Below are 20759 nucleotides of genomic sequence, written 5' to 3'. Positions count from 1 at the left end.
TCTCCCCTAGGAGCGCTCATGCCCGTCATCGAATCCGAGGAGCACAAGGCCTTCCGCGCGGCGGTCGCCGCCCTCGGCAGGAACTACGGCCGCGACTACCTCACCAGCACCGTCGGATCCGGCCACCACCCCAAGGAACTCTGGGCGGAGGCCGCCGAGCTCGGCTACCTGGGCGTCAACCTGCCGGAGGAGTACGGGGGCGGAGGCGGCGGCATCACCGAACTCTCCATCGTCCTGGAGGAACTGGGCGCGGCCGGCTGCCCCCTCCTCATGCTGGTGGTCTCCCCGGCGATCTGCGGCACCGTCATCGCCCGCTTCGGCACCGAGCAGCAGAAGCGGGAGTGGCTGCCCGCCCTCGCCGACGGCACCCGCACCATGGCCTTCGGCATCACCGAACCCGACGCCGGCTCCAACTCCCACCGCATCACCACCACCGCGCGGCGCGACCCCGACAGCGGCGACTGGCTGCTCACCGGCCGCAAGGTGTTCGTCTCCGGCGTGGACAACGCCGCCGCGACCCTCGTCGTCGGCCGCACCGAGGACGCCCGCACCGGGAACCTCAAGCCCTGCCTGTTCATCGTCCCGCGCGACGCCGAGGGCTTCCAGCGGCGGGCCATCGACATGGAACTCAACGCCTCCGAGAAACAGTTCGAGCTGGTGCTCGACGACGTGCGGCTGCCCGCCGACGCGCTGGTCGGCGACGAGGACGCCGGGCTGCTCCAGCTCTTCGCCGGCCTCAACCCCGAACGCATCATGTCGGCCGCCTTCGCGATCGGCATGGGCCGGTACGCCCTCGCCAAGGCCGTCGCCTACGCCCGCGAGCGCACCGTCTGGAAGACCCCCATCGGCGCCCACCAGGGCATCGCCCACCCCCTCGCCCAGGCGCACATCGAGCTGGAACTCTCCCGCCTGATGATGCAGAAGGCCGCCCACCTCTACGACGCCGGCGACGACATCGGCGCCGGCGAGGCCGCCAACATGGCCAAGTACGCGGCGGCCGAGGCCTGCGTGAAGGCCGTCGACCAGGCCGTGCACACCCTCGGCGGGAACGGCCTCACCCGTGAGTTCGGGCTCGCCTCGCTGATCACCGCAGCCCGCGTGTCCCGTATCGCCCCGGTGAGCCGGGAGATGATCCTCAACTACGTCTCCCACCAGACCCTGGGGCTCCCCAAGTCGTACTGAGCCGCTTTGGAGGAACCGTGTTCCGCAGCGAGTACGCAGACGTCCCGCCCGTCGAACTCCCCATCCACGAGGCCGTCCTGGGCCGGGCCGCCGAGTTCGGGAGCACCCCCGCGCTCATCGACGGCACCGACGGCACCACCCTCACCTACGAGCAGGTGGACCGCTTCCACCGGCGCGTCGCCGCCGGGCTCGCCGAGGCCGGCGTGCGCAAGGGCGACGTGCTCGCCCTGCACAGCCCCAACACCATCGCCTTCCCCACCGCCTTCTACGCGGCCACCCGCGCGGGGGCCTCGGTCACCACCGTCCACCCGCTCGCCACCGCCGAGGAGTTCGCCAAGCAGCTGAAGGACGCCGCGGCCCGCTGGATCGTCACCGTCTCGCCGCTGCTGGACACCGCGCGCGCCGCCGCGGAACGCGCCGGCGGCGTCGAGGAGATCCTCGTCTGCGACAGCGCGCCCGGCCACCGGTCCCTGATCGACCTGCTCGCCTCCACCGCGCCCGAGCCCGTGGTCGACATCGACCCCGTCGAGGACGTCGCCGCCCTGCCCTACTCCTCCGGCACCACCGGCGTCCCCAAGGGCGTGATGCTCACCCACCGCCAGATCGCCACCAACCTGGCCCAGCTCCAGCCGCTGATCACGACGGGCCCCGGCGACCGCATCCTCGCCGTCCTGCCGTTCTTTCACATCTACGGGTTGACGGCGCTGATGAACGCCCCCCTGCGGCAGGGCGCCACCGTCGTCGTGCTGCCCCGCTTCGACCTCGAGACGTTCCTCGCCGCCATCCAGAACCACCGCATCACGAGCCTGTACGTGGCCCCGCCGATCGTCCTGGCCCTCGCCAAGCACCCGCTGGTCGACCGGTACGACCTGTCCTCGCTGCGGCACGTCATCAGCGCCGCCGCCCCGCTGGACGCGCGCCTCGCCGCCGCCTGCTCGCAGCGGCTCGGACTGCCGCCCGTCGGCCAGGCCTACGGCATGACGGAACTGTCGCCCGGCACGCACGTCGTCCCGCCGGCCGCCCTGCACGACGCGCCGCCCGGCACCGTCGGCAAGCTGCTCGCCGGCACCGAGATGCGCATCGTCTCCCTCGACGACCCCGGGGAGGACCTCGGCCCCGGCGCCTCCGGCGAGATCCTCATCCGCGGCCCGCAGGTGATGAAGGGCTACCTCGGGCGCCCCGACGCCACCGCCGCGATGATCGACGCGGACGGCTGGCTGCACACCGGGGACGTCGGACACGTCGACACGGACGGCTGGTTGTTCGTCGTCGACCGGGTCAAGGAGCTGATCAAGTACAAGGGCTTCCAGGTCGCCCCCGCCGAACTCGAGGCACTGCTGCTCACCCACCCCGACATCCTCGACGCCGCCGTCGTCGGCGCCCACGACGACGACGGCAACGAGGTCCCGCACGCCCACGTCGTCCGCCGGCCGTCCGCCCCGGAGCTGACCGAGGGCGAGGTCATGAGGTACGTCGCCGAACGCGTCGCCCCCTACAAGCGCGTCCGGCGCGTCACCTTCGTCGACGGCGTCCCCCGCGCCGCCTCGGGCAAGATCCTGCGCCGCGAGCTCAGGGACCGGGCGGCGGACGAGGAGCCCTCGTGACCCTGATCGGCCGCACCCGCGAACGGGGCGTCGAGACGCTCGGCCTCGACGCCCCGCACCGCCGCAACGCCCTCTCCGCCGCCCTCGTCGCCGAACTGGCCGGCGCGCTGGCCGACGCGGGCGGGGACGCCGCCGTCCGCGCGGTCGTCCTCACCCACACCGGCACCACCTTCAGCGCCGGCGCCGACCTGCGCGACCCGCCCGCGCCCGAGGCCCTGGTCGGCCTGCTGCGGCAGATCGTCGAGCTGCCCAAACCGGTCGTCGCCCGGGTCACCGGACACGTCCGCGCGGGCGGCCTCGGCCTGCTGACCGCCTGCGACATCGCCGTCGCCTCCCACGCCGCCACCTTCGCCTTCACCGAGGTCCGCATCGGCGTCGCCCCCGCCGTCATCTCCCTGCCCGTGGTGCCCCGCACCGACCCGCGCGCACTCGCCCGCTACTACCTCACCGGGGAACGCCTCGACGCCGCCGAAGCCGTCCGCGTCGGCCTGCTCACCGCCGCCGGCGACGACGTGGACGAGACCCTCGCCCCCGTCCTCGACGGCCTGCGCAGAGCCGCCCCCGAGGCCCTGGCCGAGACGAAACGGCTGCTCACGGCTAGGGTGCTGGAGACCTTCGACCAGGACGCGGCCGACCTGACCGCGCTCTCGGCCCGGCTCTTCTCCTCCGCCGCCGCGCACGAGGGGATGACGGCCTTCCTCGAACGACGGGATCCGGAGTGGGTGGTGTGAGCACGACCGACCGTGCGGAACGAGTCCCCAAGCAGGACCGCAGCCGGGCCACCCGGCAGCGGCTGCTGGAAGCCGCCGTGGCCTGCCTCGCCGCACACGGCTGGGCGGGCTCCACGGTGTCCGTCGTCGCCGAACGCGCCGGGGTCTCCCGGGGCGCCGCCCAGCACCACTTCCCGACCCGCGAGGACCTCTTCACCGCCGCCGTCGAGTACGTCGCCGAGGAACGCTCCACCGCCCTGCGCGCGCTGTTCCCCGAGGGCGCGGCGGCCGGTGACCGCCGCGCGGTGGTCGCGGCGCTGGTCGACCTCTACACCGGCCCCCTGTTCCGCGCCGCCCTCCACCTGTGGGTCGCCGCCTCCAACGAGGAGCAGCTGCGCCCGCGCGTGACCGAGCTGGAGTCGCGCGTCGGCCGCGAGTCCCACCGCATCGCCGTGGAACTCCTCGGCGCCGACGAGACCCGCCCCGGCGTCCGCGAGACCGTCCAGGGCCTGCTCGACATGGCCCGCGGCCTGGGCCTGGCCAACCTCCTCACCGACGACGCGGCCCGCCGCGAACGGGTGGTGGCGCAGTGGGCGGCCCTGCTGGACGCGGAACTGGGCTGACCCGCGGGTGACCGTCCGCACCCGCACCGCATACCTGTGGGGCGGGCCGCATACCCGTGGGGCAGGCCGTGAGCCGCCCGCTCAGGGAGCGAGCCGCTCCACCCGCCAGCCCCCGTCCGGCCGCGCCGTGTACCGCAGCCGGTCGTGCAGCCGGTTCTCGCGCCCCTGCCAGAACTCCACCGCCCGCGGGACCACCCGGAAGCCGCCCCAGTGCGGCGGCACCGGCACCTGCTCGCCCTCCGGGTACCGGGCGGCCAGCTCGGCGTAGGCGGCGTCGAGCTCCGCACGGCCGGCGATCACCGACGACTGGCCGCTGGCCCACGCGCCCAGCTGGGAGCCGTGCGGGCGAGTGCGGAAGTAGGCGGCCGTCTCGTCCCGGCCGGTGCGCCGCGCGGTGCCGGTGACGATGACCTGCCGGGCCATCGGATGCCAGGGGAACAGCAGCGAGACGTGCGGGTTCGCGTCCAGCTCCCGCCCCTTGCGGGAGTCGTAGTTGGTGTAGAACACGAACCCCTGCTCGTCGAAGTGCTTCAGCAGCACCGTGCGGGAGCTGGGCCGGCCGTCCGCGTCCGCGGTGGAGACGATCATGGCGTTCGGCTCGAACAGCCCGCCCTCCGTCGCGGCCTGTTTGAACCAGCGCGCGAACTGCTCGACGGGGGAGGCGGCCAGGTCGGTCTCGGAGAGCCCCTCGGTCCGGTAGTGCTTGCGCATCGCGGCGAGATCGAAGGGGACGGCGTCTCGGTCGGTCACGCCGTCATCCTGCCGCATGCGCGGACCCCCGGGGGAGGAGGTGTCCCCGGTGGCCGAGAAGGAGACGACAGGGGCGCGAAAGGGAGGTGAGTGGGACGACGGGAGGGACGCGAGCGGGATGCGAATGGCACTCAGTGCCGCGAGCCCTCCCCAAAAAGGGCACTCGGGGATATCGTGCTGGCACTGATCCGGTTGGGTGACCTCCAGCCGGGCATCACAGGGGTGACGTCCCGGACCGCGAGTCCTCGTGAGCCGACCGCGGATCCCCCGGACGCACCCGCTTCCGCAGGCCGGCACGTGGCCGCCCCCTACACAACACCATCTGTCCCCCACTTGACGAGGAGCCGCCTGATGTCCGACTTCGTACCCGGGCTCGAAGGGGTCGTCGCGTTCGAAACGGAGATCGCCGAACCGGACAAGGAGGGTGGTGCCCTGCGGTACCGGGGCGTCGACATCGAGGACCTGGTCGGGCACGTCTCCTTCGGCAACGTCTGGGGGCTGCTCGTGGACGGGGCCTTCGACCCCGGCCTGCCGCCCGCCGAGCCGTTCCCCATCCCCGTGCACTCCGGCGACATCCGCGTCGACGTCCAGTCCGCGCTCGCCATGCTGGCACCCGTCTGGGGCCTGAAACCCCTGCTCGACATCGATGCCGCGCAGGCCCGCGAGGACCTCGCCCGCGCCGCGGTGATGGCCCTCTCCTACGTCGCCCAGTCCGCCCGCGGCCAGGGCCTGCCCATGGTCCCGCAGCGCGAGATAGACAAGGCGCACTCCGTCGTCGAGCGCTTCATGATCCGCTGGCGCGGCGAGCCCGACCCCAAGCACGTCGCCGCCGTCGACGCGTACTGGACGTCGGCCGCCGAGCACGGCATGAACGCCTCCACCTTCACCGCCCGCGTCATCGCGTCGACGGGCGCGGACGTGGCGGCGGCCCTCTCGGGCGCCGTCGGCGCCATGTCGGGCCCGCTGCACGGCGGGGCGCCCTCCCGGGTGCTGCACATGATCGAGGAGATCGAGCGCACCGGGGACGCCGAGGCGTACGTCAAGCAGACCCTCGACAAGGGCGAGCGCCTCATGGGCTTCGGCCACCGCGTCTACCGCGCGGAGGACCCCCGCGCCCGCGTCCTGCGCCGCACCGCCCGCGAGCTCGGCGCCCCGCGCTACGAGGTCGCCGAGGCCCTGGAGAAGGCCGCCCTGGCCGAACTCCACGCCCGCCGCCCCGACCGGGTCCTCGCCACCAACGTCGAGTTCTGGGCCGCCATCGTCCTGGACTTCGCCGAGGTCCCGGCCCACATGTTCACCTCGATGTTCACCTGCGCCCGCACGGCGGGCTGGTCGGCCCACATCCTCGAGCAGAAGCGCACCGGCCGCCTGGTCCGCCCCTCGGCCCGCTACATCGGCCCGGGCACCCGTGACCCGCGCGAGGTCAAGGGCTACGCGGACCTCGCCCGCTGATCCCGCGGGCCCCGCTGACCGCCGGGAAAGCCCCCGGACACGCAGACGACCCGCGAGTCTGGTTCCTCCGGCTGGAGGAGCCGGCCGGACGTACCGGCGACTCGCGGGTCGGGTGACTGCGTGGGATTGGCCGGCTGCGTGTTCCTCACACGCTGGTCCGGCACCGCACGGAACGTGGTGACGGGCCGCTAGCCCGCAGCCACCTCATGCGTCCGGTATTCATACATCTGCCGAACCACCTCCCTTCTCATGTACCTGAAACCCTAGGAAACCACCGGGCCCGGCATCAACCTCTTTTTCCGAGATTCCGGTGACGGCCGCGCGGTGATCACCTAGCGTGCCGCGCATGAACGGGATGCGGCGGGCGGTTCTCAGCGGGTCGGTGTTCGAGGAGCGGATCGGGTACGCACGGGCCGTCGTCGACGGTGACCGCGTGTACGTGTCGGGGACGACCGGGTTCGACTACGCGACGATGACGATCTCCGACGACGTCGTGGAGCAGGCCGAGCAGTGCCTGCGGAACATCGGGGCCGCGCTGGAGGAGGCCGGGTGCGGCTTCGCCGACGTCGTGCGGGTGCGGTACCTGCTGCCCGCGCGGGAGGACTTCGAGCCGTGCTGGCCGGTGCTGAAGCGGTACTTCGGTGAGGTGCGCCCGGCCGCGACGATGCTGGAGTGCGGTCTCGCGGACCCCCGGATGAGGATCGAGATCGAGGTGGACGCGCGGCGGGGCAGCGGGGCCGGGGCCCCCGGCCGGAAGGCGGCGGACCGGCCGGCGGCCGTTCTCCGCGTCGAGGCCGCGGACGGTGGGACCGCGGACGGCGAGGCCGTGCCGGAGCGGGGCGGCACGGCCACGACGTGAGCGTGCCGCCCCGCCGCACGGGTCGATCCGCGGCCGGGCGGTCGTGCTCCGGACGCCGGGCCCCGTCGGCCGGGCGTCGGTGCCGCCGAGCCCGCGGCACCGCACCGCGCGGTGCCGCCGTTCCCGCCGGCCGGGCGGCGGGCCCGGCCTCCCGGAGATCGTTCCGGGGGACCGCCGGGGGCCGGATCAGGGCGGTACTGTGCAACGATTCCCTCAATCTTGTGGGAACCGAATGTGCGCTGCATCACGTTCAAGTTCAATGATTGCAAGTGAGCGAACCGGCGTGCCGTGCGTGCGGACGCAGCCTGCAGGGGGTCCAGGTGAGTGCTTCCCGGCGTAGTGGGGCCACCGACGAGCTGGGGCCGGACGAGCCCGAGCCCGGGCGGGAGGGTTCGGACGGGTCCGATCTGCTCGCCGCGCTGCTGGACGGCATGGACGCCGCCCTGTGCGCCTTCGCCGCGGACGGGGTCGTGACGCACTGGAACCGCGAGGCGGAGCGGATCCTCGGGTGGACCGCGGCCGAGGCGGTGGGTCGGCGCGGGTTCGCCGGGTGGGCCGTGCGCAGCGCGGACGCCGCGGAGGTCGAGGCACGGCTGATGTCGGCCATGGACGCCCCGGGCCGGCAGGTGCACGAGTTCGCGCTGCTGACCAAGGACGGCGGCCGGGTGCTGGTGCGGACGCAGTCCGCGGCGGTGCGCGGGCCGGACGGGAAGCCGGCGGGGGTGTACTGCGCGTTCAGCGAGGTGCACGCGCAGATCGACCTGGAGCGCTCGATCGCCCTGAGCGAGGCGCTGCTGGAGGACGCGAGCTGGGGCGTGGTGCTGGTCGACGCCGATCTGCGCCCCGCGGTGGTGAACGCGCACGCGGCGCGGGCGCTGGGCGCGGGGCGGACGTCCGTGCTGGGGCGGCCGCTCGGTGAGCTGCTGTCGCAGGGGGTGGAGGAGCTGGAGAGCGCGCTCACCCATGTGCTGGCGGAGGGTGCGCCGCCCGCGCCCGCCGAGATGTGGGTGAGCGTGCGGACGCCGGAGGGCGAGCGGCGGCGGTGCTGGCGGAGCGGGTTCGTGCGGCTGGCGTCACCGCTGTCGGAGGAACCGGTTCCGCTCGGTGTCGGCTGGATGTTCCAGGACGTGACCGAGGCCCGGCAGGGGGAGCAGGAGGCCTCGCTGCTGCGGTTCCGCGCGCAGCAGCTGCACCGGGCGGCGCGGGCCGCCGCGGAGTGCGAGGACCCGGCGGAGGCGGCGACGGTCCACCTCGACTTCGCGCTCGCCGGCTTCGCCGACCACGCGCTGATCGACCGGGTCGCCGACGGCAGGGCGGACGACGCGGAGGCCGCCGGGCGGGTCCGGCTGGTGCGGATCGCGGCCACGCCGTCCCGGGCGCCGGGCCCGAGCAGGCTCGTCGGCCGGGCGGGCCTTCCGGTGCGCTACGGCGAGGAGCACCCGGCGGTGCAGTGCGTGGCGCGGATCGGGTCGGTGCGGGCCGCCGCGGGGTCCGTGACCGCCGAGGAGGCGCGGGCGTGGGCGCTGGCGCGGCAGTGGCCGGCGGACGCGGTGCACGCCCTGTGCACGGTGCTGCGCAGCCGGGGCCGGACCCTGGGTGCCGTGACGTTTCTGCGCGGCGCGGGCCGGAACGCGTTCGAGCGCTCCGACGCGGTGTACGCGGAGGACGTGGCGGTGCACATCGCCGCGGCCCTGGACCTGGCGGAGCTGACCGGGGAGGCCGGGGCGGGCTCGGACGGGCCGTGACCGCCCGCGCCGCCCCCGAACTTCCACGCCCTCCAGTGGGGCGTGGACCTGGTCCTGTTCAGCGCGACCAAGTACCTCAGCGGACACGGCCACATCGTCGCGGGCGTCGCGTCGGGCCGGCAGGACCTCATCGACCAACTGCGCTGGTACCGCGACACCACCGGACCCGTCATGGACGGCAACACGACCCTCCTGCTGCGCCGCAGCCCGTACACGCTGCGGCTGCACATGGCACGGGTGAACGCGGACGACGCGGGCGGGGGGACGCGCGGCGGCGGTCCGCCGGCGTCGGACGCCGGGTTCAGCGCCGGTAGAAGATCCGGTCCCCGTACTGCTCCAGGACGCGGTTGTTCCACTCGTGGCCGCCGTCCACGTTGCCGGAGCGCAGGAGCGGGGGCTCGATGCCGCGGTCGGCCAGGGTGGCGGCGGCGGTGGCCACGACGGCCTGCAGGAGGGCCGTGGTGACGACCGTGGACGCGGGGGCGAAGGGGGCCGGGACGTCGTCGTGGGTGAGCTCCGCGTCGCCCACCTCGATCTTGGAGTCCAGGACGAGATCGCAGTGGTCCTTCAGGAACGTCCCGGAGGAGTGCCGGGACGTCGTCCGGTCCGCGTACGCCACCGAGGTCACGCCGATGACCCGCGCGCCCAGGGCGCGGGCGTTCATGGCCATCTCCACGGGGAGGGCGTTGCGGCCGGACAGGGAGACGATCACCAGGGCGTCGCCCGCGCGGACCGGCGAGGAGTCGAGCACCGCGCCCGCGAGCCCGTCGACCCGCTCCAGGGCGGAGCCCAGCGTGGCCGGCATCACGTCGACGCCGACGACGCCCGGGACGGCGAGCAGGTTCATCAGGGCCAGGCCGCCCGCGCGGTAGACGAGGTCCTGTGCGGCGAGGGAGGAGTGGCCGGCGCCGAAGGCGAAGAGCCGGCCGCCGTCCGCGACGGTGTCGGCGAGCAGCGTGCCCGCGGCCGCGAGGGAGTCGGCCTCCTCGTCGCGCACCCGCTGCAGCAGGTCGATCGCGGCGTCGAGGAACCGGTCGGCCGGCGTGCGGTCGCTCATGCGGCATCCCTTCGGGTGGCTCTGCTGCGGATCACCGTGCGGTCCGGACCAGTGCCGTGTCAATACGGCGGACGGGGCGCGGGCCCCGGGGCCGGTGCGGTCGTCCGCCGGAGCCGCGGCACCCCGGGGAGCCCCCGTCTCCACGGCGCGGCACGCTTGTCAGCCGTATGCGTCAGAATTGATTCCTGGGCCAGCGCACGCGCCGGTGAGCCGTCCAGCCTCCGGCAGGGCTAATCGCAGATCTCGTGAGGGGCACGTATGTCCGGACTGATCGACACCACGGAGATGTATCTCCGCACCATCCTCGAGCTGGAGGAGGAAGGTGTGGTCCCCATGCGCGCCCGGATCGCCGAGCGGCTCGACCAGAGCGGGCCGACGGTCAGCCAGACGGTGGCGCGGATGGAGCGCGACGGCCTGGTGTCCGTCGCCAGCGACCGCCATCTGGAGCTCACGGAGGAGGGTCGCCGGCTGGCCACGCGCGTGATGCGCAAGCACCGTCTCGCCGAGTGCCTGCTCGTCGATGTGATCGGTCTGGAGTGGGAGCAGGTGCACGCCGAGGCCTGCCGCTGGGAGCACGTGATGAGCGAGGCCGTGGAGCGCCGCGTGCTGGAGCTGCTGCGGCACCCGACCGAGTCGCCCTACGGCAACCCGATCCCGGGGCTGGAGGAGCTCGGTGAGAAGGACGGCGCCGACCCGTTCCTGCACGAGGGCATGGTCTCGCTGGCCGACCTCGACCCGGGCTCCGAGGGCAAGACGGTCGTGGTGCGCCGGATCGGCGAGCCGATCCAGACGGACGCGCAGCTGATGTACACGCTGCGCCGGGCGGGTGTGCAGCCCGGTTCGGTGGTGAGCGTGACGGAGTCGGCGGGCGGGGTGCTGGTCGGCAGCGGCGGCGAGGCGGCCGAGCTGCAGTCGGACGTCGCCTCCCACGTGTTCGTCGCCAAGCCCTGACCGGAACCGCGCGCCCGGTGCGCGACCGCGCCGACGCGGCAGGCGGCGTGCCTGCCGCGTCGGTCCGCGGGGTGGCTGCCGCGTGGATCCGGGGAGCGGCTGCGGTGCCGGTCCGGGGAGCGGACGGCGCGCCGACGTGATCGCGTCGAATCCGCGATCCGGTACGCCGAAGGGCAGCGCTCACCGGGTTCGCGTGCGAGGCTGTTGCGCGAGGCATATGACCTGAGGGGTTCTTGGCCGGGCCCGACAGCGATGTCACCCCGGCCGGGGAGGGGCGGGAGGATGTGCCGTGACCACGTGAGGAGCCCCGGCGCCGTACGGCGCCGGGGCCTGTCCTCCCCTGTGCTGACCCGGAGCCCCGAGCTCCCAGGGTCATTTCCCGCGGACCGGTTTCCCCGAGCGGTCCGCCCCCCGTTGAAGATCTCCCCTGGGTCGCGGCGATCAATCCTTGGAGGGTGTCACTCGAACGAGGGGTGTTGACGGCCGGAACGGCGTTTTCGAATGCACATTCGATAATCTGCGGGCACAGTCGCAACGGGCAGGACGAGCACGGCAGGCAGCGGGCAGTCAGGGAGCTTGGGGGTGCCACGACCATGGCGCGACGCATCGACGTGACCGGGGCGGACGGCGTACGACTCGCCGCCTGGGAGTTCGGCGATCCGGCCAAGACCGGCACCGACCCGGCGGAGGGCGCCGCGCAGGGCGCCCCGGGCGTGCTGTTACTGCACGGACTGATGGGCCGCGCCTCGCACTGGGCGCCCACCGCCCGCTGGCTCTCCGAGCGCCACCGCGCCGTCGCCCTCGACCAGCGCGGCCACGGCCGCAGCGACAAGCCCTCCCAGGCCGCCTTCACCCGCGACGCCTACGTCGACGATGCCGAGGCCGCCCTCGAACAGCTCGGTCTCGGTCCGGCCGTCCTCATCGGCCACGCCATGGGCGCGCTGACGGCGTGGCAGCTGGCCGCCAAGCGGCCCGACCTGGTCCGCGGGCTGATCATCTGCGACATGCGGGCCTCCGCCCTCGGCGGTGCCTCGCAGCACGAGTGGGCCGAGTGGTTCAAGGCCTGGCCGGTCCCGTTCGCCACGCTCGCCGACGTGCGCAAGTGGTTCGGCGAGGACGACCCGTGGGTGGAGCGGCCCAACCCGGCCCGCGGCGAGTTCTACGCCGAGGTGATGGCCGAGTCCCCGGACGGCTGGCGTCCGGTGTTCGACCCGGAGCAGATGCTCCGCTCCCGCGAGACCTGGGTGTCCGACGCCCACTGGGACGAGCTGGCCCAGGTCCGCTGCCCCGCCCTGGTGGTCCGCGGCCTCGACGGCGAGCTGGGCCGTGCGGAGGCGCAGGAGATGGTGCGGGTCCTGCCGCACGGCCGGTACGCGGAGGTGGCCGACGCGGGCCACCTGGTCCACTACGACCAGCCGGAGGCCTGGCGGGCGGCGATCGAGCCGTTCCTGGACGCGCTCAGCCGGCCCTGACGCGCCGGAGCGGGGCGGCGTCCGGGTCCCTTCCCGGCCACTCCCGGCCGTTCCCCTGCTCCCGGCCGTTCCCGGCGGGACCCGGCGCGCCCTCCCGGCGCCCGGGTCACCCCTTGCTGACCGCCGCGAGGATCTCCGGCAGGCGGCGGGCCGCCTGCGGGGCGGCGAGGCGCAGACCCAGCAGCGTCAGGGCCGCTCCGTACAGCGTGCCCACCGGCAGCAGCAGCCACCGCCCGGCGTCGCCGTCCGCGCCGGCGTGCAGCCAGACGGTGAGGGCGATGACCGGTGCGCACAGCACGGCCGCCGCGACCATGCCGCCGACGATGGAGACCCAGGCGAGCCCGACCTGCCCGGGGGCGACGTTCTTGTACCCCTCCTGCGGAATGGAGTAGGGGAAGCGCGCCGAGGTCCACGCGCCCGTCGCCAGCATCGCCCCGAGCAGGGCGAAGGACAGGCCCAGCGCCTCCGGCAGCAGCGGCCAGTCGCCGAGCATCGCGGCCGTCAGGACGGTGACGAGCGTGGCGTACGGCAGGGTGATCAGCAGCAGGGCCAGCGCGCGGGCGCGCAGTTCGACGTAGGCGTCCCGGGTGGAGGAGACGGTCATCGCGACCATCCAGAACGCGGAGGTGTCCTGCCCGAACTGGTTGTACATCTGGATGCCGAGCATCCCGGCGGCGAAGCAGGCGAGGTACACCGAGCCGGTGCCCTGCCAGGCGTTGAACACCGGCACGATCAGGCCGATCGCCAGCGAGGTCACCCACGCGGCCTTGGTCTTGGGGTCGCGCCAGACGTAGCGCAGGCTGCGTTCCATGACCGTACCGGTGCGGCCCGGGGGCAGCAGCCGGGCGAGCCCGGTCGACGTGCGGTCGCGGGCGGCCGCCCGGGAGGTCTGGAGGGTGGAGCCGTCGGGCGCGGTCATCAGCCGGGTCAGGGACCGCGCCCAGAGCACCAGCAGCCCCGCCAGGGCCGCCGCGCTCAGCAGCAGTTGGACGGCGGCGGCACCGTACGCGCCCTCGCCCGCCGAGTGCACCGCGCCGACCGCCGACGCCGGGGGGATCCACCGCACCACGTCCGCCGCCGGGCCGAGCTGTTCGAGACCGGAGGAACCCAGCCGCTGCGCCCCGAAGTTGACCAGCTGGGCCCCGACCGCGATCACCAGTCCGCTGAGCACCGCGAGGTCCCGGCCCCTGCGGCTGGTCAGCAGCCGCACGTTGGCGGCGGCGACGGCCCGCGCGAGCGCCACGCACACCAGCAGCGCCAGCGGTACGGCGAGGACACCGGCGGCGAAGGCGGCACCGCCGTGCGCGACGGCGATCACCGAACCGACGAGCAGGCAGAGCGTGAACAGCGGCCCGATGCCCACCAGCGAGGCCACGAGCAGGGCCCGCACCAGCGGACGGGGCCGCAGCGGCAGCATCACCAGCCGGGTCGGGTCCAGGGTCTCGTCGCCGCCGGGGAAGAACAGCGGCATCACCGCCCAGCCCAGCCCCAGCACCGCCACCAGGAGCACCACCAGCGACTCGGCGTGGTCGAAACCCCGCAGCGCGATCAGGCCGAGGAGCTGGAGCGCGGCGAACAGCAGGGCGATCACGGCGGAGGCGATGTACGCCGCCCTGCGTCCGCCCGACTGCCGCAGGCCGTTGCGCAGCAGGGACAGCTTCAGCCGGACGACGACGGGGGTGATCGCGGGGGCGCTCACCGGGCGCCCCCGCCCAGCCAGTCGAGGTCGAGGCCGGCGTCGCGGCCGTCCGCGCCGACGAGTTCCAGGAACGCCCGCTGCAGCGAGGGCGCCTCGCCGCGCACCTCGGCGAGCGGGCCGTGGGCGCGGATCCGGCCCGCGGCCATCACCGCCACCCAGTCGCACAGCGACTCCACCAGCTCCATGACGTGGGAGGAGAACACGACCGTGGCGCCGGACGCCGTGTACCGCTCCAGGACGCCGCGGATGGTCTGCGCGGAGACCGGGTCGACGCCCTCGAACGGCTCGTCCAGGAAGAGCACTTCGGGGTTGTGCAGCAGGGCGGCGGCGAGGCCGATCTTCTTGCGCATGCCGGTCGAGTAGTCGACGACGAGCTTGTGCTGGGCCCCGGCCAGGTCGAGGACGTCGAGGAGCTGGGTGGCGCGCTTGTCGACCTCGGCGCCGGGCATCCCGCGCAACCGGCCCGAGTAGGCGAGCAGTTCACGTCCCGACAGCCGCTCGAACAGCCGCAGCCCCTCCGGCAGTACCCCGATCCGGGCCTTGACCTCGACCGGGTCGCGCCACACGTCGTGCCCGACCACCTCGACGGTGCCCTGGTCGGGCCGCAGCAGCCCGGTCACCATCGACAGCGTGGTGGTCTTCCCGGCCCCGTTCGGCCCGACGAGCCCGATGAACCTGCCCGCGGGCAGCTCCAGATCGATCCCGGCCACCGCGACCTGCTGCCCGAACCGCTTCCAGAGCCCCCGCACCCGTACGGCGGCCGTACCCGCCGCGCCGGCGCCCACCGTGTCAGCACCCACCACGTCTCCCTCCGTCACCCCGAACCCTAAAGGGGGACGCGGTGCCCCGGAGGGGCGCGGTGCGCCCGGGCGGCGCCCTACCGGTCCCTCCCGCACGCGTAGGCCAGGGGCGGGATCAGCTCCTCCGCGTCCGGCAGCCACCGGTTCGCCGGTGTCGGCCGGCAGACCCACTGCACGGCCCCCCGGGACCCGAACCGCGTGGGCGGTGCGGCGACGTACGCCCCCTCGCCCAGCACCGCCAGATCGAGTGAGGACGGCGCCCAGCCCAGCCCCCGCACCAGGCCCGGCACCTTCGCCGCCGCGCCCGGCAGCACGAAGAACTCCATGCGCCGCCGGGGCGTCAGGGTCACCGGCCCGAGCGGCAGCCCCATCCGCTGCATCCGGGCCAGCGCCAGGAACCCGGCCGTCTCGGGCACCGAGACCGCGTCGAACGCACGGCCCGTGGGCAGCAGCACCGAGGCGGTCGGCTGCTCCTGCCACAGGCGGCGGGCGACGGTGGCGCTGCCGGTCGCCCGGGCCGCCCAGTCGGGCCCGGCCGGATGTGCGCCGGGCGCGGGGCACACGGCGTCACCGCACGAGCAGCGGTGCGCCCCGCCGACGGTCTCCAGCCAGGTGCCCGGGAACACGTCCCAGTGCCGCTCCTCGGTGCAGCGAACTGCGGTGTCCAGCAGCGATGCCCCGCGCTGCGTCGGGATCTGTGCGGCCTCGGTGCCCGGGATCGTCTCTTCCACGATGAACACAACTACGGCCGTCACCGGGGGTTACGCCCCCGGGCGTGCGCGGGGGAGGGGCACCGGCCCCGGGGCCGGGGCGCATGGGTGCATGTGCGGGGGCGCGCGTGAGGATCGGCGTCGGCGGGTGGGTAACCACGAGGAGGGCCGGGATCAGCCGTTACCCCGGCAATCTTCGCACACCTCGCATTACCGGCACATCGGCGGGGCATCGATCTTCACGGCCGGACTTCCCGCCGGGACGCGGGAGACACGGCCGCGGAAGACACGTCAACTCGGTGCGTGAGCAGGCACCGCAGCCTCAGGGGGTACGCCATGGCCGCAAGGCCTCTCGTCGCGCGGCAGCCGAACGAACGGCTGCAGGCGCTCATCCAGGAAGCCGGCTGCTCCAACGCCGGACTGGCCCGCAGGGTCAACATGTGCGGCGCCGAGCACGGCCTCGACCTGCGCTACGACAAGACGTCGGTGGCCCGGTGGCTGCGCGGACAGCAGCCGAGGGGCCGGGCGCCGGCGATCATCGCGGAGGCGCTGGGCCGCAAACTGGGCCGTACGGTCACGATCGACGAGATCGGCATGGCCAACGGCAAGAACCTCGCGGCGGGCGTCGGCCTCCAGTTCTCGCCGACGGTACTGGGGGCCATCGAGCAGGTCTGCGAGCTGTGGCGCAGCGACGTGGGCCGGCGGGACTTCCTGTCCGGCTCCTCCGTCGCCGCCTCCGCGCTGGTGGAGCCGAGCCGTGACTGGCTGATCTCCACGCCCGACGCGCAGGTGGCGCGCTCGGCCGGGCCGCGCGTGGGCCGGTCCGACGTGGCGGCCGTGCGGTCCATGACGCAGGCGCTGGTGGACCTGGACCACCAGTACGGCAGCGGGCACGTGCGCCCGGTCGTCGTGCACTACCTCAACAGCGTGGTCTCGGGCCTGCTGGCGGGGTCGTACCGGGAGGCCGTCGGGCGCGAACTGTTCGCCGCCGTCGCGCGGTTGACCGAGCTCGCCGGGTACATGGCCGTCGACACCGGGCAACCGGGCCTGGCCCAGCGCTACTACATCCAGGCGCTGCGGCTGGCGCAGGCGGCCGGGGACCGCGGGTACGGCGGGTACGTGCTCGCCGCCTCCATGAGCCACCTGGCCGCACAGCTCGGGAACCCGCGTGAGATCGCCCAGTTGGCGCGGGCGGCGCAGGAGGGCGCGCGGGGGCGCGTGACCCCCCGCGCGGAGGCGATGTTCCACGCGGCGGAGGCGCGCGGGCACGCGCTGATGGGCGACGTGCACGCCGCGTACGAGGCGGTCGGGCGCGCGGTGAGTGCCATGGAGGCGGCCGACGCGGCCTCGGGGGACGACCCGGCGTGGATCGCGCACTTCGACGAGGCCTACCTGGCCGACGAGTTGGCACACTGCCACCGCGACCTCGGACAGGCCGAGGCCGCCGCCCGGTACGCCCGGGAGGCCCTGGCCGGCCACCCCGAGTCGCGGGCACGGCGGCGGGCGATCGGCTACGTGCTGCTGGCCACCGCCCAGGTCCAGCAGCGGGAGGTCGAACAGGCCTGCGGTACGGGCCTGAAGGCGGTGGAACTGCTCGACGGGCTGAGGTCCGACCGGGGCGCCGTCTACCTGGAGGACCTCCAGCAGCGCCTGGAGCCGTACCGGGAGGAGTCGGCGGTCCGGGAGTTCGGGGCGCGCATGGAGTTCCGGGCGGCCGCGTGAACACGGGCCGCCGCGCGGCGCGGTGGCCCGGTGGCCGCGTGAACACCGGGGAGCCCGGGGGGTGAACGCGCGGGGAACGCGCGGCCGGAGCGGAGCGGGTGACGTCATCAGCGTACGGCGAGCCGGTTTTGTTACCGCGCTCACAGGGAAGGAGGTCGGGTTAGGTGCTGCGTGGCACCGGCCTCGGAGGACCCGGTAGCGTGAGCCGACGATTCACAAGGTCCCCCATTGGTAGGAGTCCCGGTGACGCAGAGTGGACAGGGCGAGGAGCCCTCGGCGCGCCCCGCGCGCGAAGGCATCGTGCTGCCCTCCGACGGCGGTGAACCCCTGCTGCCGGGCATGACGGCCGGACCGGTCGGCCCCGGCGGCGCGGACGGCCGGCACCCCGCCGACTCCTCCTCGGCTCCCTCCGGCGGCCAGGGCTGGGGCGGGGCGTGGGGTTCCGAGCCGCAGTCGCCCGCCCCGCCGCCCGGCCAGGGCTGGCCGTCCCCGCCCGACCCGCAGTGGGACGCCCGGGCGCAGCAGGCCGCCTGGGCCGGACAGGGCCCCGGCCCGCTGCCGCCCGAGGGCGCCCCGCCCCCGGCGAACGGCGGCCCCGCCCCGTACGGCGGCGCGCCGGCGCCGCAGCCGGACGCCGGGTACGGCGGCCACCCCGGCGGGCACGGCGCCGGCCTCTACGGCGGCCCGGGAGCCCCGCTGCCGCCGCAGAACGGCGCCGCCTACGGCGCCCCCGCCGCGGACGCGTACGGCGCCCCGCTGCCGCCGGTGTCGCCCGAGGGCGCCACCCAGTACCTGCCGCCCGTCCCGGGCGCGGCGCCCGACGGGTCGGAGGGGGCCACCCAGTTCCTGCCGCCGGTGCCCGCCGGCGGCGACGAGGCGGCGACGCAGTACATACCCCCGGTGGACCCGGGCGCGCTGCCGCCCGAGGTGCCCGCCGGACACGGCCCCGCGGCGAACCGGTTCCCGGGCCACCCCGACACCGAGGCCACCCAGTACATCGCCCCCGTGACCGACCAGGCGGCCGGCCCGGCCCACGGCGCCCCGCCCGGCGACGGCGACCGGCAGCCGCCCGCCGAGTTCGACAACCTCTTCCGCGCCGACGGCGACGACCGGGCCGGCTCCACCCAGCAGCTCCCGCGCGTCGAGTACGGCGCGCCCGCACAGGCCCCTCCGCCCCCGCCCCCGTCCGGCGGCCGGCGGGCCGCCCACGACGGCGGGCGGGGCGGCGGACGGGGTACCGGCCGCGGCCGCACCGGCTCGCGGGCACCGCTGCTCGCGGCGGTCGGCGTCGGCATCGCGGTCGTCGGCATCGGCGCGGGCGCGCTGCTCGGCAACAGCGGGGGCGACGAGGACGGCAAGAAGCAGACGGTCTCCGCCACCGCCCCCACGAGCGAGCAGCCCTCCGCCCCGCCCTCCGCCTCGCCGTCCGTCGACCCGGTCCGCCAGCAGGCCGTCGAGCTGGACAAGCTGCTGGCCCACAGCGGCGACAGCCGGACCGCCGTGATCAACGCGGTGGCCGACGTGAAGGCCTGCCGGAACCTCGACCAGGCGGCCGCGAACCTGCGGGACGCGGCCCGGCAGCGCAACCAGCTGGTCACCGACCTCTCCCGCCTCTCCGTGGACAAGCTGCCCGAACACGAGGCGCTGACCACCGCGCTCACCAAGGCGTGGCAGGCGTCGGCGGCGGCCGACGACCACTACGCCGCCTGGGCCGACCAGGTCGCCGGCAAGAAGGGCTGCAAGAAGGGCGAGGCCCGCACGACCGGCCGGACCCGGGCCGGCAACCAGGCCAGCGGCACCGCGACCGCCGAGAAGACCAAGGCGTCCAAGCTGTGGAACACCATCGCCCAGCAGCACGGCCTGCCCCAGCGCCAGCCGACCCAGCTGTGACGGACCCGACCCAGCTGTGACGGGCCCCTGACGGACGGCGCTCTGCGCCGCGCCCGCTCGAGGCGTTGCGCCAGGTCGTGTTACGCCAGGTCCGCCTCGAGCAGGGTCCCGGTGACGTCGGTGAAGCCGTCGCGGGCCGACACCAGCCGGCCGTCCCGGACCACCTGCAGGGTGGCGTTGGCGTTGACCAGGCGGGGGAAGCCGACGGCGGCGAGCCTGTCCTGGAACTTCCACCGCAGGGTGGGGGTGAGCCCGCCCGTGGTGACCTTCAGCCCGCCGTCCAGGGCCCCGCTCACGGTGTCGGCGGTCACCTCGCCGTCGCCGAGCGATTCGACGACCTGCCGGAAGACGGTGTAGGCGATCCAGGTGGTCTGCACCCCGGCGTCCGCGGCGTCGATCCGGTTGTCGCCGAACGCCTCCTCCTCGATCACCTTCTTCATCGGCTTCCAGCGGGCGTCGCCCGCCGCCGGGTACCAGCCGGTGACGTACGCCCCCTCGTACGGCCCCGACGCCCCGCCGGACGTGTCGAGCACCGACTGGTCGACGCTGCCCAGCACGGTCGCGGTGCGCACCTCGGGGAAGTCGCTGCGGGCCCGCCGGAAGGAGTCCATGAAGGTGCTCGTGCGGTCGCCGAGCGCGGGCACGACGCAGCCGGGCTCCGCCGCGCCGGTGGCGGTGCGCTGCAGCGCCTGCCGCGCCTCGCCGCCGTACGCGGTGGCGTCCTCCGGTGCCCGCAGGTCCCCGGTCGGCGCGTGCCCGCCCGCCGCGAGGCCCGAGTCGAGCAGCGGGGGCAACTGGTCGCCCGCGATGGTGTCGGGCCGGACCAGGGCGACCGGGCCGCAGGTGTCGGCGAGGGTGCGGCCGAGGCCCGCCAGCAGCACCGGCTGACCGCCGTTGACGGGGTAGGACAGGGGGCTGGTGAACTCGTCGTTGGTGATGCCGTAGCCGCCGATGTACGGGATGCCGGCGCCCTCGAGGGTGGGCAGGAAGGAGTCGGCGTGCACGCTGTAGGAGCCGACGACCGCGACGGCGTCCTCCTCGACCGCGCGCCGGGCGCACCGGGCGACGCCCACGGTGTCGTTCTTCTCGTTGCAGGTCAGGACGGACAGCCGGCGGCCGTTGATGCCGCCCTGGGCGTTGACCCAACGGGCATAGGCCTGGGCGAACGCGGGCATTCCGGCCTTGTTGGTGGAGTTGGTTCCCTCGGGCGCCCAGGTCATCACGGTGATCGGGCCGTCCCCGGAGCCCTCCGCGGTGCCGGGGACGATCCCGCAGCCGACGACGAGCGTCGCGCACGCCGCCACCGCGACCGCGGTCGGGGCGCCGGCTCTGGTCCGTCGGGTCCGTCGGGGAAGGAGACGGGAGAGGAGCGTGCCCTGGGTGCGTCGCCTGCCGGTCATGATGCGCACCATTCCGTCACACGGCCAACCCCGGAGTGACTCTTGGTCAAGGGGCGGTGACGCGGAGGTGAATTACGGGGCCCGGTACGACCCGCGCCGCGCGGAAACGTACGATCGAGCACCGTGCAAGGTT

17 protein-coding genes and 1 pseudogene are annotated in these 20759 nt (G+C 74.6%); 12 read left to right on the top strand and 6 right to left on the bottom strand.

Annotated features, from left to right (window positions below):
- The first annotated feature begins 18 nt into the window (after positions 1-18).
- Genes CP969_RS17745 through CP969_RS17730 form a run of 4 tightly spaced genes read left to right on the top strand, consistent with a single transcriptional unit; the run spans position 19 to position 4119 of the window.
- Positions 19-1182, top strand: coding sequence for an acyl-CoA dehydrogenase family protein (locus CP969_RS17745; RefSeq protein WP_016825756.1), 1164 nt, complete (start codon positions 19-21; stop codon positions 1180-1182).
- Positions 1183-1199: 17 nt separating this feature from the next.
- Positions 1200-2786, top strand: a complete 1587-nt coding sequence (locus CP969_RS17740; RefSeq protein WP_004986676.1) for a 4-coumarate--CoA ligase family protein — start codon at positions 1200-1202, stop codon at positions 2784-2786.
- Positions 2783-3517: an enoyl-CoA hydratase family protein gene (locus CP969_RS17735; RefSeq protein WP_016825757.1), complete on the top strand. Its 735-nt coding sequence runs from the start codon at positions 2783-2785 to the stop codon at positions 3515-3517. Before CP969_RS17740 ends, CP969_RS17735 begins: the two co-directional genes overlap by 4 nt.
- Positions 3505-4119 (top strand): TetR/AcrR family transcriptional regulator, encoded by a 615-nt coding sequence (locus CP969_RS17730; protein ID WP_026085090.1) that lies wholly within the window; start codon positions 3505-3507, stop codon positions 4117-4119. Before CP969_RS17735 ends, CP969_RS17730 begins: the two co-directional genes overlap by 13 nt.
- A gap of 81 nt (positions 4120-4200) precedes the next feature.
- On the opposite strand, the gene pdxH is transcribed toward CP969_RS17730, so the two are convergent.
- Positions 4201-4887 carry a pyridoxamine 5'-phosphate oxidase gene (pdxH, locus tag CP969_RS17725; RefSeq protein WP_004986681.1) on the bottom strand — a complete coding sequence of 229 codons (687 nt, stop codon included), beginning with the start codon at positions 4885-4887 and terminating at the stop codon, positions 4201-4203.
- Between the two features lie 333 nt (positions 4888-5220).
- On the opposite strand from pdxH, the gene CP969_RS17720 reads away from it, so the two are divergent.
- The 4 genes and pseudogenes from CP969_RS17720 to CP969_RS34625 all read left to right on the top strand — a co-directional run.
- Positions 5221-6321 (top strand): citrate synthase 2, encoded by a 1101-nt coding sequence (locus CP969_RS17720; protein ID WP_016825759.1) that lies wholly within the window; start codon positions 5221-5223, stop codon positions 6319-6321.
- Positions 6322-6667: 346 nt separating this feature from the next.
- Entirely contained in the window at positions 6668-7180 is a 513-nt protein-coding gene (locus tag CP969_RS17715) for a RidA family protein (protein ID WP_106431061.1), read from the top strand.
- A gap of 320 nt (positions 7181-7500) precedes the next feature.
- A complete protein-coding gene (locus CP969_RS17710; protein ID WP_039831598.1) occupies positions 7501-8925 on the top strand; it encodes a PAS domain-containing protein in 1425 nt (474 codons plus the stop codon).
- A gap of 24 nt (positions 8926-8949) precedes the next feature.
- Positions 8950-9156: pseudogene (locus CP969_RS34625) on the top strand (PLP-dependent transferase); the annotation flags it as partial.
- A 70-nt stretch (positions 9157-9226) separates the two neighbouring features.
- On the opposite strand, the gene CP969_RS17700 reads toward CP969_RS34625, so the two are convergent.
- Positions 9227-9982 carry an SIS domain-containing protein gene (locus tag CP969_RS17700; RefSeq protein WP_004986688.1) on the bottom strand — a complete coding sequence of 252 codons (756 nt, stop codon included), beginning with the start codon at positions 9980-9982 and terminating at the stop codon, positions 9227-9229.
- Positions 9983-10240: 258 nt separating this feature from the next.
- Between CP969_RS17700 and CP969_RS17695 the strand changes: the two genes are divergently transcribed.
- Both CP969_RS17695 and CP969_RS17690 read left to right on the top strand, forming a co-directional pair.
- A complete protein-coding gene (locus CP969_RS17695; RefSeq protein ID WP_004986690.1) occupies positions 10241-10933 on the top strand; it encodes a metal-dependent transcriptional regulator in 693 nt (230 codons plus the stop codon).
- 593 nt (positions 10934-11526) lie between these two features.
- Entirely contained in the window at positions 11527-12405 is an 879-nt protein-coding gene (locus tag CP969_RS17690) for an alpha/beta fold hydrolase (RefSeq protein ID WP_016825762.1), read from the top strand.
- Between the two features lie 106 nt (positions 12406-12511).
- On the opposite strand, the gene CP969_RS17685 is transcribed toward CP969_RS17690, so the two are convergent.
- From CP969_RS17685 to CP969_RS17675, 3 genes are read right to left on the bottom strand one after another with little or no spacing between them, the layout of a single operon-like run.
- Positions 12512-14104, bottom strand: coding sequence for a hypothetical protein (locus CP969_RS17685; RefSeq protein ID WP_016825763.1), 1593 nt, complete (start codon positions 14102-14104; stop codon positions 12512-12514).
- Complete coding sequence (locus CP969_RS17680; protein ID WP_063744519.1) at positions 14101-14922, bottom strand: ABC transporter ATP-binding protein; 822 nt, start codon at positions 14920-14922, stop codon at positions 14101-14103. Before CP969_RS17680 ends, CP969_RS17685 begins: the two co-directional genes overlap by 4 nt.
- Before the next feature lie 59 nt (positions 14923-14981).
- The gene (locus tag CP969_RS17675; RefSeq protein ID WP_026085093.1) at positions 14982-15635 is read right to left on the bottom strand and encodes a bifunctional DNA primase/polymerase; all 654 of its coding nucleotides are present in this window, start codon (positions 15633-15635) and stop codon (positions 14982-14984) included.
- Positions 15636-15950: 315 nt separating this feature from the next.
- Here CP969_RS17675 and CP969_RS17670 point away from each other — a divergent pair, with 315 nt between their 5' ends.
- Both CP969_RS17670 and CP969_RS17665 read left to right on the top strand, forming a co-directional pair.
- Complete coding sequence (locus CP969_RS17670; protein ID WP_016825766.1) at positions 15951-17336, top strand: hypothetical protein; 1386 nt, start codon at positions 15951-15953, stop codon at positions 17334-17336.
- A gap of 243 nt (positions 17337-17579) precedes the next feature.
- On the top strand, positions 17580-19226 hold the full coding sequence (locus tag CP969_RS17665; protein ID WP_150474944.1) for a hypothetical protein: 1647 nt from the start codon (positions 17580-17582) through the stop codon (positions 19224-19226).
- An 80-nt stretch (positions 19227-19306) separates the two neighbouring features.
- On the opposite strand, the gene CP969_RS17660 is transcribed toward CP969_RS17665, so the two are convergent.
- Complete coding sequence (locus CP969_RS17660; RefSeq protein ID WP_026085094.1) at positions 19307-20626, bottom strand: ABC transporter substrate-binding protein; 1320 nt, start codon at positions 20624-20626, stop codon at positions 19307-19309.
- Between the last annotated feature and the right edge of the window lie 133 nt (positions 20627-20759).

It is taken from the genome of Streptomyces viridosporus T7A (assembly GCF_008704515.1).
GTDB lineage: Bacteria > Actinomycetota > Actinomycetes > Streptomycetales > Streptomycetaceae > Streptomyces > Streptomyces viridosporus.
Note: the sequence above shows the minus strand (reverse complement) of the source record. Positions and strands in the feature narration are given on the sequence as shown.

Excerpts from the sequence above, each read along its gene's own strand:
- CP969_RS17745 (WP_016825756.1), top strand. The coding sequence starts at position 19 with ATGCCCGTCATCGAATCCGAGGAGCACAAGGCCTTCCGCGCGGCGGTC.
- pdxH (WP_004986681.1), bottom strand. The coding sequence starts at position 4,887 with ATGCGGCAGGATGACGGCGTGACCGACCGAGACGCCGTCCCCTTCGAT.
- CP969_RS17720 (WP_016825759.1), top strand. The coding sequence starts at position 5,221 with ATGTCCGACTTCGTACCCGGGCTCGAAGGGGTCGTCGCGTTCGAAACG.
- CP969_RS17715 (WP_106431061.1), top strand. The coding sequence starts at position 6,668 with ATGAACGGGATGCGGCGGGCGGTTCTCAGCGGGTCGGTGTTCGAGGAG.
- CP969_RS17700 (WP_004986688.1), bottom strand. The coding sequence starts at position 9,982 with ATGAGCGACCGCACGCCGGCCGACCGGTTCCTCGACGCCGCGATCGAC.
- CP969_RS17695 (WP_004986690.1), top strand. The coding sequence starts at position 10,241 with ATGTCCGGACTGATCGACACCACGGAGATGTATCTCCGCACCATCCTC.
- CP969_RS17690 (WP_016825762.1), top strand. The coding sequence starts at position 11,527 with ATGGCGCGACGCATCGACGTGACCGGGGCGGACGGCGTACGACTCGCC.
- CP969_RS17670 (WP_016825766.1), top strand. The coding sequence starts at position 15,951 with ATGGCCGCAAGGCCTCTCGTCGCGCGGCAGCCGAACGAACGGCTGCAG.
- CP969_RS17660 (WP_026085094.1), bottom strand. The coding sequence starts at position 20,626 with ATGACCGGCAGGCGACGCACCCAGGGCACGCTCCTCTCCCGTCTCCTT.